The following is a 14,273-nucleotide window of genomic DNA, read 5'->3' on the forward strand; positions in this document are numbered from 1 at the left end:
ATAGATTATTGCAAGCATCAGAAGCTTACGTTATAAGCATTTTTTACACGAAGGATAAAGGAAAATAATTTGTAATAATATTGGGTTTGTATTAATATGTGAATAGAATGTAAAAGCTGGTTTGTTTGATTGTATAGGAGGAAGAGAAAAGTTATGGCTAAATACACTTGGGTAGAAAAAGATACATGCATTGCTTGCGGAGCCTGTGGCGCTACAGCACCTGACATTTATGATTATGATGATGAAGGTTTGGCTGAAGTGATCTTTGAAGGGGATGCAAACCAAGGCATCAAGGCAATCTCGGATGATTTGTTTGATGATATGCAGGATGCTTGTGACGGTTGCCCTACAGATTCCATTAAAGTAGCAGACGAGCCGTTCAATAAAGAAGGTTAAGCGTAGTCTTCTTTGATAGGCACAGCACCGACAGCTCCCTTCGCCGTATAACGGTGAAAGTAAGCTGTTGGTGCTGTTTTTTTTAGATTATAAATGGTTCAGCGGAGCTGAGCCATTCTATAATCACAAGAAAAACTTCTGCCAAACGCGGGTCTGGCTTCCGTGAAAGTTCATCGATAGACGTTTTTTTATGCGCTGTTCATCGAGTCTATTTTTACCGATATACATAATAGGAAGTATGCAAGATTACACGATCAGGAGGATCCGATGAACCATTCGCCTCATCTTAAATCGTATGTAAAAAAACACCCTGATAATAAAATGGCCTGGTATTTACTCGGCAAAGAGTATGAGAGCAGCGGTCAGGAGGGGAAGGCAAATTATTGCTTCAATCGCGCAGGAGAAGTGTTCGAAGCCTTCGAGCATAAACAGATTCCGGCAGACGTATGGATGGAATATCAGGATAAACTGGTTCAGATGTCCAAGGAGAAGGAGCGAAGGACGGCTCGAACACGCCACCTGTTAACTGCGTTAATGGTACTACTGCTCATATGGGTTCCTTCAGCCAATTCACCGAGACCTTCAAATGAAAATACATCTGTTCCATCCGGAACTGAGCAGGCAGCAATTGATAATATTGAAGTTACGAAAGTGGCCACTGCTGATCCGAAGGGGATGGCCCAGATCGGTGTGGTTGGTGGTGTGTTTACGGCTCAAGCTCGAAAAGGGAGTGGAGCTGGAACGGGGCTTACTGATATGTTGGCTAAGACTAGCCGCTTGCCGTCCAAGACTACGGTGTTGGGCATGGAGCAAGGGGGCTCGTGGCTGCTCTGGAGAGAGGGTATGAAGCCATTACTTAGTGTACAGAACAAAGGAAACGGCGGATTAGCTGTTCAGTCTTACGACGCCGCTGCGTGTGCTTGCAAGCCGTCAGACAGTGAAAATCTTCGCAAAGCAGGTCTGAAATGGGCTGCTGGACAGGAGGAATTAGCTGTGTTGAATAGCTCCATGCGTGCTTTTCGCTCACAGCATCAACGTCTTCCCCAGAGTCTTGATGAACTAACTCGAGACTTTCCCGCTAACACGATGTACGGTACGACAGACGGGATGAAGAAGGCTTTTACACCTATGCGTAATTTACTTGCTTCACCTGGACAGGGAACAGGGAAGGCAGTAGATTTAGACGCTGACTCGTCGGCCGAAAGAAGTCCATTACTGGCATCGTCATTGCACGGACGACCTTTTCTAGGGCAACCGCTGCGAATTGTGGTGGACAAATCCAAGCACAGGCTCGCTCTGGTAAGTGGCAATGTACTTATTCGAAATTATCCTATCGGTTTGGGTGGAGAAAGAACACCAGAAGGGAAATTTGTGATTACCGATAAAGTAGTAAATCCGAACGGCAAATCCAACGGTGAGTTTGGTAGTCGTGGAATGCAACTGTCTGCAACGAATTATGCCATTCATGGCACGAACGAGCCGGACAGCATTGGCAAAAATGAGTCGTTGGGTTGCGTCCGAATGGGGAAAGAGGATGTGGAGGAATTGTTTGCACTCGTACCTTCGGGTACGGAGGTGGTCATTGGTAACGGGGGATTGCCTGATCAAGTGCTTGTGCCTGGTTCTCGATTTACGAGTGAGCCGCAGCATGACCAGACAAATCCCCGCAAAACCTATCACTGGCTAAATTAACGTTTTGATGCTATTGCTACTTGGTGTTTAACGATTTCCTGCTTGTGCTAAAACAATGACCAGAATAATCACAATGATGAGGAGAACAAAGCTGACGGCGGTCCATACAATCGCTTTCTTGTTCACCTCATCCTTTTTCTTTTGCAGACTGGGCGGCTTGCGCTTGGTCTTCATATCAGCAATCCCTCTTTTCTAACGGGCTAAGGTCTTGTCTTACTATGTCCATTGTAAATGGTTTGATTATACATTTTCAATGACATCTCCATGACAACTGAATTGTTCTGATACTGCACCTCGCAAATTACTTTCTTTTTGGTATGGAAAAAGCTAAACTATTTTGTAGAGATGTTTTTTTAGGATTGTGCAAGGGCATAGAACGGAGTGGATGAATCGTGTTGTATCGAAGGATTGCGAAACCTGTTTTTTTTAAAATGAGTCCAGAGACGGCCCATCATGTAGTCATTGACGGCTTAAAACATGCGGGCTCACTTCCTGGTGGAGCAGCGACACTGCGAGGGATGTACGGAGTCAAGGAAACGGAGGATCTTGCCGTTGATCTGTTTGGCATTCATTTTCCCAACCCGATTGGACTGGCTGCAGGACTGGATAAAAATGCAGAAGCGGTTACTGGTTTTTCTTCTATCGGGTTTGGATTTATGGAAGTGGGTACGGTGACACCTGTGGGACAGCCCGGCAATGATCGGCCCCGTTTGTTCCGGCTGCCTCCCGATGAGGCGTTAGTCAATCGGATGGGCTTTAACAATCTGGGTGCTGAGAGCATGGCCAAACGTCTGGCTGCACTCAAACATCGACCTGTTCCGGTCGCAGTTAATATCGGTAAAAATAAAATCACGCCCAATGAGGATGCTCATAAGGACTATGAAAAGTGTATTTCCGCACTGTATCCGTATGCGGACTTCTTTGTAGTGAATATTAGCTCGCCGAATACGCCGGATTTACGAAAGCTCCAGCATGGTCATGAACTGAAGTCGTTATTGGAAGCGGTTCGGGCAGAGATGGGAGTCCAGGCGAAAAAGTATGGCAATGCCAAGTCTGTACTGGTTAAAATTGCGCCGGATGTATCGGATGAGGAATTGGAATATATGACAGATGCGATTGCTGCCAGTGGAGTAGACGGCATTATTGCGACCAATACAACAATATCCAGAGCTGGTCTGACGCACCGAAATGCGAGTGAAACAGGAGGGCTGAGTGGTAAGCCGCTGCGTGACCGTTCCACAGAGGTCATCGGACGGGTGTACCGCCAGACGGAAGGTAAGCTGCCTATTATCGGATCAGGCGGCATCTTCACGAGTCGTGATGCCTATGACAAAATTAAAGCAGGCGCAAGCCTGATTGAAATTTATACAGCATTGATCTACGAAGGGCCGGAAGTGAATAGGGCTATACATGCTGGCCTGCGTGAGCTGCTTCGAAAGGACGGCTTTAGACACATTAACGAGGCTGTTGGTGCAGATCACAGATAAAAAAGTGTTGTCGGAAGAGACAGGAGGTACGGGGATGGACGGAAGAGACTGGGGAACATTTTTACTGCCATACGATCAGGCGGTGGAAGAGCTTAAGGTCAAGTTCAAAACAATGCGTGCGGAGCTGAAAAAGCGCGAGGAATACGCTCCTATCGAATTCGTAACCGGACGGGTTAAAAAAATATCAAGCATCCTCGATAAGGCGAAGAGATTACAGGTTCCTTCTGATCAGCTGGAGACGGGAATCGAGGATATTGCAGGCATTCGCATTATGTGTCAATTTGTAGAGGATATTCGGCGGGTGGCCGAATATATCAGAAGACGTAAGGATTTGACCGTACTGTATGAAAAGGACTATATCACCAATTATAAAGACAGCGGCTATCGCAGCTTTCATATGATTGTGGAGTATCCGGTTCAAACAGCAGTGGGGCTGAAAATCGTGCTGGCAGAGATTCAAATCCGTACTTTGGCTATGAATTTTTGGGCAACCATAGAGCATTCTCTTAGCTATAAGTATCGTGAAAGCTTGCCTGATAATATGCGCACACGGTTGAAAAAGGCAGCTGAGGCAGCTTTTGTATTGGATAATGAGATGTCTTCCATGCGTCTTGAAATATTGGAAGCGCAGAAAAAGTTCGAGGATGAAGCCAATATCGTATCCAAAGTGCTAACAGGTATGCATCGGCTGTATTTCTACCATAAGATCAGTGAAACGATTGATGCGCAGCGCAGATTTAATGAACTGTGGGAACGGCATGACATGGAAGGAATCAAGCTGCTTCACGATGAGGTTAAAGAGATGCTAGAAGCCTCTACCAAGGAAGAAGACAGGGATGAATATTAAATGGCAAACCTTTCCTACGAACCGCTGTACGTGACTTATTTGGTATACTTCAATCGGGATCGGGATTACTTTGAATGTCATGAGGTACTGGAAGAGCTGTGGCTTAAGCTGGACCGTGACCCTGTATATAAAGGTTTGCTGCAAGTTGCTGTAGGACTGTATCATTTTCGAAATGGTAACTATCGTGGTGGACATATGATGCTGGATAGTGCGGTCCACCGGCTGGAACATGCTCCTTCGCAGACGCTGGGCATTAATATGGCGAAACTGGTGGACGAGGCGCGCGTTTGCGCCCGTCAGCTTGCTGAAGCTGTTATGACCTGCACGGAAGTGCTTCAGCACCAACCGCCGGTTTATCGGGATTTGACGATTGAAATCGTCGAGCCCGGGTTGCGCCGGGCCGTGGAGAAGGCATCGTCGTCCATTCCAGTCAACATCCCGCAGCAGAGAGGTCCTCGGCGTGGGGAAAAGCATGAGCAGCGTCAGCAGGCGCTGGAAGCTTCAATTAGGCGAAGACAGGCCGCTGGCGGATCAGGCTCTGTCTCGGTGGAAACGAAGGATGCGCCTTGAGTTTAAAGCACATGATAAGCAAGCAGCCCGATCCGTTTCATGGGGATCGGGCTGCTTTATCGTTTCAGGTGTGTGAACGTTTGACTAGGAGGTTACGTTCTTTTTATATTTCTCAAAGAAGGCTTTGAAATCGTCGAGTGTGTACCCATTGTCCGAAGGACTTTCCTTCAACCCGCCTACCATACGTTCCTTTTCCACGCCTTTTTCGTAATAAATGAGCGTAGGGGTATACTCAATCTTATACTTGTCCCAGCCATCCTCATACTCACGCAGGTTAAATTCGTGCATCGTGATGTTCTCCTGCTTGCTCAAAGGTAAGAGCTTGGGAGTAGTGGCGCGGCAATGCACACAGTCGGACGCGAAATGATAGACGAAAAAGTTTTCCTTTTTGTCAATTTTGCTCTGTAGATCTTCCGGCTTAATAATTTGTTGATAGTTCGGGTCATTCAGCAACTCTTGAGTAGCAGGATTTAACGAGGCTGTGGAAACGCCATACAGCTTGTTTTTAGTGCCTGAATTTAAAGCGAGCAGCACTCCAAGCAAAATGACCAGCACAACAAAAAAGCCGATGACAGGTATAAGCTTTTTTTTGTTGGATTTTTGTGCGTTCAATGCAATCTCTCCTATCAAAATTCAAAATATGTAGCTATGAATCTCATTATTATACAACATTACAGCTTGTAGTGAAAGTTTGTAAATCACACCGATATTGCAGGATAACAGGTTGAATATGGTACAATAAAATTTATTTTAAAAGGACAGGATGATTACGATTATGGGTGTACAGCTCCCCACAGCATTTGTAAAGCGCATGGAGCAATTGCTCGGCGACGAATTTGAAGCATTTATGACCGCCTATGACCACATGCCCCATGCCGGGATTCGCGTCAATACGTTAAAAATTCCGATGGAGGACTTTAAGGAACGTTCTCCTTTCGAACTGCGGCCTATTCCGTGGTGTGCCACGGGTTTTTACATTCCGCACGGTACAAAGCCGGGATTACATCCTTACTACCATGCGGGGCTGTACTATGTACAGGAACCGAGTGCAATGTCTCCAGTTGAGCTGCTCAATGTAGCTCAGGACGAAGCTGTATTGGACTTGTGTGCTGCACCGGGCGGCAAATCGACCCAAATAGCTGCCAAACTACAAGGAAGCGGCGTATTGGTGACAAATGATATTAGCACGGACCGAACCAAAGCGTTGGCTAAAAATGTGGAATTGTACGGTGTGCGTAATGCCGTGGTACTGAATGAAAGCCCGGATCGAATCGCCGCTGCCTTTCCACATTTTTTTGACAAGATACTAATTGACGCACCTTGCTCGGGAGAAGGTATGTTCCGCAAGGATGAGGATATGGCAAAACAATGGGAAACGCATTCGGTGGATAAATGTGTAGTCATGCAACGGGACATTTTGCGTGTAGCGGCCTCAATGCTGAGCGCAGGAGGGAGAATTGTCTATTCGACCTGCACCTTTGCGCCAGAAGAAAATGAAGGAATGATCGCAGAATTTCTGGAGGCTCATCCCGATTTTGACGTAGTCCCTGTTCCATCGGAAGCAGGCTTTGCACCAGGCCACCCGGAATGGATGAGTGAAGATGTCGCGGCAGCACACCCCGAACTGCGGGGAACAGCACGCCTTTGGCCGCATCTCGTAGAGGGAGAAGGCCATTTTATCGCTGTGTTGCAACACCAGGGTGGTCGTGTCACTGGGACAGAAGATCACACTGAATCAGAGGATTTGACTCCATTTGAGGACAAGGATGACAGGGCGTTGAACATAGATGCAGCGTATCCACGGAAGAAGCAGCTTTTGTCCGTCAAGGAAGCGCTGACGCCAAGCGGTCAAGGAAGACATGTGACTGGTGAGCCTAAACGAAGTGGTAAAGGAATGAACGGGAAGTCCGGTAAAGGAAAGTCCGCGCGCGGCTTGGGTGGCAATAAGTCTCGTTCTGGCAAAGAGAATGTAAAATCCGCTGCACGCTCTCCACAGGATGTGCTGGAGTCCTATCACCAATTTGTGAAGGAGCAGCTGGAGGTGTGCTTAACAGGCTATACGGTGGTTTACGGAGATCGCATTTATCAGTCGCCACTGGCATCACATCGTTTGGATGGCCTTAAGGTGGTGCGACCAGGCTGGTTTATGGGTACCGACAAGAATGGTCGCTTTGTGCCTTCACACCCGCTGGCGGTGGCATTACGCCCTTCAGATGCGGTTAGAAGCATCAATCTCTCCAGTTCAGATGCTGAGGCCATCCGGTATTTAAAAGGTGAGACCTTGTCCATCCCCGTTGAGAGAATGGCACTGCGGAACGAAGTCCAGCCCAAAGGCTATACTCTCGTGTGCATTGATGGTTATTCGGCTGGGTGGGGCAAATGGCAGGACGGCATGCTCAAAAATGAATACCCTACAGGCTGGAGGTGGACATCGGTATGAGTGGAAAAGGGAGACAAACGCAACGTTTGGACAAAGTTTTAACCCATATGGGATATGGCTCCCGTAGTGATATCAAGAGACTGGTGAAGCAAGGGATGATCACGGTAAACGGGAGAACCACTAAGGATAGCGGCTTACAGGTTCATCCCTATCAGGATCAGATTGAAGTGAACGGGGAACGTGTTGTTTTTCGGGAGTATATTTACATCATGCTGCACAAGCCACCGGGCGTCATATCTGCAACTGAAGATACAAGGGAGCGGACGGTGCTGGATTTGCTGAGTGCGGAAGAACGACATTTTGAGCCCTTTCCAGTAGGACGCTTAGATAAAGATACAGAAGGACTATTGTTGTTGACCAACGATGGTAAGCTAGCGCACGAACTACTTTCTCCACGGCGGCATGTCCCTAAAACGTATGAGGCTACCGTGTCTGGTCATGTCACGGAGGAGGATATTCATCAATTTACAGCAGGAGTGGAACTGGATGATGGGTATGTTACCCTTCCCTCGCAGTTGACCATTCTTCGTCACGAACATCCGTACCAGGCAGATGGAGAAGTTATTTCCTATATTTCGCTTGTAATCCATGAGGGTAAGTTTCATCAAGTAAAGCGTATGTTCGAGGCGGTTGGTAAAAAGGTGACCTATTTGAAAAGAACGGCCATGGGGCCATTGAAGCTGGATGAACAGCTTCCAATGGGCAGCTATCGAGAGCTGACTAGTGAAGAACTGGCATGGATCGGCCGGGATATAGCATCTGCGACGTCAGAAGTTTGATAGTCAGATTAAATATAAATGACGCACAGGCTCTTATGAGATTCCTGTGCGTCATTTTATGATATAGGCAACCAGACAGAGAATTATTCAAACTCAACGTTCAACACTGAATCGCAGGTTACGAATTATTGTGCGCGTGCTGCCCGACTCTTTTTCACTTCGGCTGCTTTATAAGCTGTAACCTTGTTTTTACCTGTCGTTTTAGATATGTACATTGCTTGATCGGCCTGCTTGACCAGTTCATCCGGGTTCATTTCCTTCTTCACTATACTGTGTCCGACACTGATCGTGACAATGCTTTCTTCCGCGACCCGCTCGCGGATACGTTCTGCAACATGTCCAACCTTGGCACGTCGGTCCACAACCATTGCGACCAGTTCCTCGCCACCGTATCGTCCGGTCAGTCCGATTTCATCCAGTTCATCCTCCATAATCTGTGCGACCTGTTTGAGTACTTCATCCGCACGAGCATGGCCCTGCGTATCATTCAGCTTTTTGAAATTGTCAATATCGCAAAAAATGACCGACACGCGGATTCCTTGATCCATATATCGCCGAAGTCGGCCCGAAAAGTATTTACGGTTGTACAGCCCTGTCAGACCATCGGTGATGGAAGAACGGTAAATCCTTTGGAGCAGCTCCACAATTCGTTCAAACAGGATGATGAACAACGTAGTGTAGTACAGCAATGGTAAAAATGACATATATAGGACAGCGTTTGAACTGCCTGCTTCTTCAGGGATGTCATTTCGCAGCCACAAATAGCCGAGCCAGAGCAAATACATGAATAAGCCCGCTACATACTTCTTTGGCTGCCCGATTCGTGGGGTTATGAACACAAGGCTCAGTATAAGTACCAGTATTCGATAAAACAGAGTGAACCCAACGAGTTTCGCTGCGCTGATCCAAGCGGGCAACAAACCTGCAGTCCAGGCAATAACCGGCAATATCAATAACGCACCCAGCAGCATCAAGGTCCATGTCTGCACACGTTTCAGCTTCCGGTAGAGTTGAAATACAGCGGCATTGATGAGCACGAAGGCAGACGCCTCCAGCGCATTTTTCCACACGATTCCTTGGAGTTGCATCTTGCCTCCGCCTGCTGAATAGAGATTCATGGCTTCATATGTCATAATAATAATAGCGGCAACCGAAAAAAGGATATAGGCTTTTTTTCGTTGTCTGCTATATATGATCACGCACATCAGTGCCATCATGAGTATAATATACAAACCGCAGGCTGCACTTACGGCCCCGGCTAGAGATGGGAAACCCAAGGTTCCCGATAAGGACAACAACGTCAACATCACCGACTCCATTTGCAAAAGTAGTCAATCTATTGAACGGATGATATCGTTCCGATACAATAGACAGGATTTATTCCATTTAAAATGTTATAATTTTCTTTTGTGACTAACATTTATTTTCAATATATCATCTTTCAGAAAATCCGGAAACCTATACATACAATCTGTGATCCGGGCAGTTTAATGCTTGAAAGGGGAAGCACGTCATGAAATTGCTACAGGCTCTCTTTTTCCCACCCGAGCAACCGGGAGGCGTTTCATCCATGATTCCATATCTGCAAGAGCGATTTACATCCCCCCGTTGGGAAATGGAGCTATTTTCAATCCCTAAACGGATTCGTAACAAGGGTAGGGACGAAGTAACTTTTGATACCTTTGACTGGACGAGATATGAACAATATCCAATCGTCCAGAAATATATTCAGACGTACCGTGACTATTTGTGGTGGACACGGCTTCGTATTCAGAAGCCCTATGACCTCATTCATGCCCATCATCCTATTGCCGGAATCGCCATGAAAACTGTTTTTCCTGACATTCCGCTCGTACAGACGATTCACTCTTCCTATGAGAAGGAGTTAATTCTAAACGGGAAAATAGAGGAGAACGGGCCTGAACACCAATTCTTAGTGTCACTGTATGGGGAAATGGAGCAGAAGGCGGATCGATTGATAGCGGTATCTCATTCTTTTCAGCATTACTTAACTCCTTACGTTCAGAATCCGCAAGACATTGCAGTCATTCCGAACGGATATGATGAGAAGCGCTTCAAGCCCATTCCACACGAAAATGAAGTGACACAGCTCATAACTGTTTGCCGCCTTGTTCCGGCGAAAGGACTAGATATTTTATTGCGGGCCTGTGCTGAACTTAAAAAAAGAAATCTGGAATTTGTGCTTCATATTATTGGAGACGGTCCGGTTCGCCCTGAGCTGGAAGAGATGGCACGACAGCTCGATATATACCATGAGACGATTTTTTATGGATATACCCTTCATCCAGAAGAGTTTATGCCTTTCTTTGATGTATTTGTTTTGCCTTCTCGGGCGGAGGCCTTTGGTTCGGTATTTGCGGAAGCAGCGTTGAGTTGTCTGGCATTGGTAGGTACAGAAGTGGGAGGAATACCGGAGCAGATTGAGGATGGGGTAAATGGCCTGCTCGTGCCACCCGACAATCCGAGGGCACTGGCAGACGCTTTAGAGAAGGTCATTGCTGACCCTGCCTATCGTTATGAGCTGGCTAGATCTGCCTGCGATAAGGCTAAATCAAGCTATTCTTTAAGTCGGGCGGTTAACGAATTGAAGAAAATGTATTTGAAATTTCCACATTAACCATGACGAGTATCACCTGGTTTGGAATCGGAATGCCGAAAGCTGGAGCGAGGACGTGAGGAACGGAAAGGTCTCCCGCGTCCTGCTATGATCAGTTTACTAACCCACATCAGACTGAGCATTCCGAAAATAGGATAAAGGACAGATAACAGTGAACTGAAGCCGAACTGACTGATTAAAAAACAGGTGAGCATAATGAATAGTGTGATGAGCTTGGGCGAAATTTGGACATGCTGACGAATTTGCAGACTGACTCCATAAATGTCGGCTACAAAGGTACTGAAGATTTCCATGAAAATGAGTAGAATGTATATGATTTCGACAAAGGCACCCAGACGGTAAGCAATGCTTCCCATAGGGATTTCAAATTGCTGAATGCCTGGCATATGTGCTGACATGGCAAAGTGCGCAGCCATCAGCATAAATCCGACACCAATTCCTCCCAAAACTCCGCCCCAGCGGATGGTTCTTCGGGAAAAGGTTTGGCTGCCAAGTGGTACAAGCACGGCTTGGGCCATAGTTAGGTTGAAGGACGTGTATAGCAGTGGAGAGAGCAAGGTTCGAAATGTACTGTGATCTGTCGTATTCGTAATAAAACTCTGAGGATTGGGCATGGAGAGCGTGCTGTGAACGAGCAGAAGAGACATAATGATCATCAAAGGGACAACCACAGTGTTCATGTGCAAGATGGCTTTGATGCCTTTACTTAGCAGCAAATAAGTTCCAATCAGTGTAATAAGAAGTCCGGTTTGGTAATGCAGGTGAAGGTGTTCTACAAAAACAGAGCCGGCTCCTGCCAGCATGACGCTGTTTACGCCAATCAGCACGATGAGTGTGAACCAGCTAATCCATTTCCCGGCATTGGCGCCAAAAAGATGTTTGTTCAGGTCCTCGTAGGATTTGGCTGAAATATCATGAGCGATCAGCATCATTTTCGTACCCAACCATACAAATATGATTGTGGATAGCATAATAGTGAGTGTAGCCCAACGACCGTACTGCGTAAAAAATTGCAGAATTTCTTGTCCGGTAGCAAAGCCGGCACCGACGATTGTACCGATGTATGTAAAAGCAATCTGAAAAACATGAATATTACGTTTCATCCCCAGTCCCTCCTTGCCTGCTTGAATAACGCTGCAGCGAGCATATAATACAAACTATGTTCAACTGAAATAGGACATGACTGGATGAGACTGAAAATAATTAAGGTGAATTAATGAATAGCTTGACGGGAGCGTAATTTATGGGTCAAATCCTTGCATGGATACTGGAATACGGATATTTGGCAATGTTCGGCTTGCTTGCACTTGGAGTAGCGGGTATGCCTATACCCGACGAAGTGCTAATGATCGCCTTCGGCGGGCTCGTGTCTCAAGGGCACTACAACTTCATTGCCGCACTGGCAGTCACATTTTTCGGTAGCATGACGGGTATGATGCTTAGCTACACACTGGGGCGTCTGCTGGGCAAACCACTTTTGCATCGATACGGAAAATGGGTGAGGCTTACGCCTTCTAGAATTGCCTCTTCTGAAAATTGGTTTGGGCGCTATGGTACCTGGGGAATCCTGTTCGGATATTTTGTCCCCGGCTTGAGACATGTATCCTCATATCTAGCAGGTACAACCCGTCTAGGCGTTTTTCGCTATATCAGTTATGCGTCAGCAGGAGCTTTGCTGTGGTGCGGTACATTTTTGGGGATTGGACATGCGGTGGGCATGCATTGGGAGCAGGTGGCGAAGCTAATGGAGAAGGTGACGCATCGGATAGGGCTGGTCGTTATTCTTTTAATCGTTGTGGGAGGAATCACCGCATGGTTCTGGAACAAGCGTAAAAAAAATGTCAACTGACCGCATGGAAAGCAGCTATAGCTTGAAAGCGGCGGGTGAAGTATGGTACTTTTACCGCATAGGAATGCCGTGGGAGGTCATGTAATGGAAGTATTAAAGAAACGAATTTTAAATGAAGGCGTGATTGCATCAGATCAGGTGCTGAAGCTGGATGGTTTGCTTAATCACCAGGTTGATCCAGAGCTGACAATGGCAATGGGACGAGAGTTTGCAGCACGTTTCCGGGAAGAGAAAATCACCAGAGTAGTGACCGTGGAGTCCTCAGGCATTGCCATCGGGTTTGCGACAGCATTGGAATTGGGTGTACCGTTGGTATTCGCTCGTCGTAAAAAGACCCTATTAGCTGATCCAGACGCGCTGTGTGAACGCGTACCTTCGTTTACTAAAGGTATTGTTACGGATATTATGCTGTCTCGTCAATTTATTCACGAAGATGATCGTGTTCTGTTCATTGATGATATTATCGCTAATGGTGATGCGGCGCGAGGCATGGTTAAAATCATTCAACGCTCCGGAGCGGAGTTGGTTGGATTCGGTGTCGCGGTGGAAAAAAGCTTTCAGGCCGGAGCGAGAACCATCCGTGAGCAAGGTATTCGTGTAGAGTCATTGGTCAAAATTTCGTCGTTAGCTGACGGCAAGATTGAGTTTGCTGAATAGTAACAATTCAAAACTCCTGATCCTTATTTCTAATAATAACCTTTGCATGAGCTTCAATTTCGCTTATAATATAGATAAGGTTTTGGAGAGGAGGCAGCAACATGGGGAAAGAACAATTGACCGAACAGTTTTTTCTGGAAAAACTGGCAGCGGCTAAAGTACACTTTGAGCGTGCCTTGGATTGTAAGCATACGGAATTCGACGATTTGTATCCCTATATGATTGAACATCCTCAGTTTTTTTGGTATAAACGCTATGTGGCCTGGTCTGAGTTGTTGACGTTGGTTAACCTATGCGAAGAATTGTCCTTCTCTTGGAAAGAAGAATTTACTGCTCACCAAGTGGAGTATGTAGATCAGCGAGTGTTGTCTGCACAAGTGCTGGACTTCTGGTACGAGAAGAACGATACAAAAGAACATGATCACAGTGTAAATCAGTCGGGATAATTTGTCGCTCTGTTGGCAATCCATATAAGTAGTAAGAGAGAAGAGACCTAAATGATTCGTTTAGGTCTCTTTTTAAACTTTTTTCATGTATATAGAATCATGGTCGCTGTGTTAAAAAAGTAAAAAAGGAGGGGACAAGGATGATTATGGACGAAGAATTGGATGCTTATCGACTCTCCGGTGAAAAGGTGCGTGTCGTACGCGATGGATTGGAGTCCAACGATGTTGTTGGTATTGTACTGGCATGGGATGATGAACAAGTGCTTATTCGCCGACAGAATCGACGTGTGGTCAAATTGGATCGTAGCTATACATACCAGTCGTTCAGCGAGCCGCGTCACAATCCGATAGATCTGGATTAGGAATGGGTTCCAAATGGGTGTTGGATAAAAATAACTGGGTGATTCATTAGGCATACAGAAACTCTAAATCGGACACAGTAATGATGGAAAATCCAACAGAGAGGACGTGC

At 46.4% G+C, this 14,273-nt stretch carries 16 protein-coding genes; 12 read left to right on the forward strand and 4 right to left on the reverse strand.

Features of this window, described 5'->3' with window-relative positions; genetic code table 11:
* The first annotated feature begins 153 nt into the window (after positions 1 to 153).
* Together KAI37_RS08695 and KAI37_RS08700 are read left to right on the forward strand one after the other, a co-directional pair.
* Positions 154 to 396: a ferredoxin gene (locus tag KAI37_RS08695; protein ID WP_023988031.1), complete on the forward strand. Its 243-nt coding sequence runs from the start codon at positions 154 to 156 to the stop codon at positions 394 to 396.
* A gap of 267 nt (positions 397 to 663) precedes the next feature.
* A complete protein-coding gene (locus KAI37_RS08700) occupies positions 664 to 2,088 on the forward strand; it encodes a L,D-transpeptidase (RefSeq protein WP_071640268.1) in 1,425 nt (474 codons plus the stop codon).
* A 27-nt stretch (positions 2,089 to 2,115) separates the two neighbouring features.
* Here KAI37_RS08700 and KAI37_RS08705 read toward each other — a convergent pair whose 3' ends face one another.
* Positions 2,116 to 2,262, reverse strand: a complete 147-nt coding sequence (locus KAI37_RS08705; RefSeq protein ID WP_023988033.1) for a hypothetical protein — start codon at positions 2,260 to 2,262, stop codon at positions 2,116 to 2,118.
* Positions 2,263 to 2,480: 218 nt separating this feature from the next.
* On the opposite strand from KAI37_RS08705, the gene KAI37_RS08710 reads away from it, so the two are divergent.
* From KAI37_RS08710 to KAI37_RS08720, 3 genes are read left to right on the forward strand one after another with little or no spacing between them, the layout of a single operon-like run.
* Complete coding sequence (locus KAI37_RS08710) at positions 2,481 to 3,575, forward strand: quinone-dependent dihydroorotate dehydrogenase (RefSeq protein WP_025720086.1); 1,095 nt, start codon at positions 2,481 to 2,483, stop codon at positions 3,573 to 3,575.
* A gap of 34 nt (positions 3,576 to 3,609) precedes the next feature.
* Positions 3,610 to 4,422: a GTP diphosphokinase gene (gene yjbM / locus KAI37_RS08715; protein WP_023988035.1), complete on the forward strand. Its 813-nt coding sequence runs from the start codon at positions 3,610 to 3,612 to the stop codon at positions 4,420 to 4,422.
* Entirely contained in the window at positions 4,423 to 4,992 is a 570-nt protein-coding gene (locus KAI37_RS08720; protein WP_220031074.1) for a DUF309 domain-containing protein, read from the forward strand.
* 84 nt (positions 4,993 to 5,076) lie between these two features.
* On the opposite strand, the gene KAI37_RS08725 is transcribed toward KAI37_RS08720, so the two are convergent.
* The gene (locus KAI37_RS08725) at positions 5,077 to 5,604 is read right to left on the reverse strand and encodes a thioredoxin family protein (RefSeq protein WP_013309735.1); all 528 of its coding nucleotides are present in this window, start codon (positions 5,602 to 5,604) and stop codon (positions 5,077 to 5,079) included.
* 163 nt (positions 5,605 to 5,767) lie between these two features.
* On the opposite strand from KAI37_RS08725, the gene KAI37_RS08730 reads away from it, so the two are divergent.
* Entirely contained in the window at positions 5,768 to 7,432 is a 1,665-nt protein-coding gene (locus KAI37_RS08730) for an RsmB/NOP family class I SAM-dependent RNA methyltransferase (RefSeq protein WP_220031075.1), read from the forward strand.
* Positions 7,429 to 8,211, forward strand: a complete 783-nt coding sequence (locus KAI37_RS08735; RefSeq protein WP_220031076.1) for a pseudouridine synthase — start codon at positions 7,429 to 7,431, stop codon at positions 8,209 to 8,211. The genes KAI37_RS08730 and KAI37_RS08735 overlap by 4 nt, the downstream gene beginning before the upstream one ends.
* A gap of 125 nt (positions 8,212 to 8,336) precedes the next feature.
* Here KAI37_RS08735 and KAI37_RS08740 read toward each other — a convergent pair whose 3' ends face one another.
* Positions 8,337 to 9,518, reverse strand: a complete 1,182-nt coding sequence (locus KAI37_RS08740; RefSeq protein WP_220031077.1) for a GGDEF domain-containing protein — start codon at positions 9,516 to 9,518, stop codon at positions 8,337 to 8,339.
* 206 nt (positions 9,519 to 9,724) lie between these two features.
* On the opposite strand from KAI37_RS08740, the gene KAI37_RS08745 reads away from it, so the two are divergent.
* Positions 9,725 to 10,849, forward strand: coding sequence for a glycosyltransferase family 4 protein (locus KAI37_RS08745; protein ID WP_023988040.1), 1,125 nt, complete (start codon positions 9,725 to 9,727; stop codon positions 10,847 to 10,849).
* On the opposite strand, the gene KAI37_RS08750 is transcribed toward KAI37_RS08745, so the two are convergent.
* On the reverse strand, positions 10,846 to 11,952 hold the full coding sequence (locus KAI37_RS08750; RefSeq protein WP_023988041.1) for a YkvI family membrane protein: 1,107 nt from the start codon (positions 11,950 to 11,952) through the stop codon (positions 10,846 to 10,848). The two genes, KAI37_RS08745 and KAI37_RS08750, sit on opposite strands and share 4 nt — an antisense overlap.
* A 140-nt stretch (positions 11,953 to 12,092) precedes the next feature.
* Between KAI37_RS08750 and KAI37_RS08755 the strand changes: the two genes are divergently transcribed.
* The 4 genes from KAI37_RS08755 to KAI37_RS08770 all read left to right on the forward strand — a co-directional run bounded on the left by KAI37_RS08755 (position 12,093) and on the right by KAI37_RS08770 (position 14,163).
* A complete protein-coding gene (locus tag KAI37_RS08755; RefSeq protein WP_071640277.1) occupies positions 12,093 to 12,698 on the forward strand; it encodes a DedA family protein in 606 nt (201 codons plus the stop codon).
* Between the two features lie 84 nt (positions 12,699 to 12,782).
* Positions 12,783 to 13,355, forward strand: a complete 573-nt coding sequence (locus tag KAI37_RS08760; RefSeq protein ID WP_013309742.1) for a xanthine phosphoribosyltransferase — start codon at positions 12,783 to 12,785, stop codon at positions 13,353 to 13,355.
* 101 nt (positions 13,356 to 13,456) lie between these two features.
* A complete protein-coding gene (locus tag KAI37_RS08765; RefSeq protein WP_007429850.1) occupies positions 13,457 to 13,801 on the forward strand; it encodes a hypothetical protein in 345 nt (114 codons plus the stop codon).
* A 140-nt stretch (positions 13,802 to 13,941) separates the two neighbouring features.
* A complete protein-coding gene (locus KAI37_RS08770; protein ID WP_025720071.1) occupies positions 13,942 to 14,163 on the forward strand; it encodes a hypothetical protein in 222 nt (73 codons plus the stop codon).
* Positions 14,164 to 14,273: the final 110 nt, after the last annotated feature.

Source organism: Paenibacillus sp. S25 (genome assembly GCF_019454085.1).
In the GTDB taxonomy this organism is placed as follows: Bacteria; Bacillota; Bacilli; order Paenibacillales; family Paenibacillaceae; genus Paenibacillus; species Paenibacillus polymyxa_B.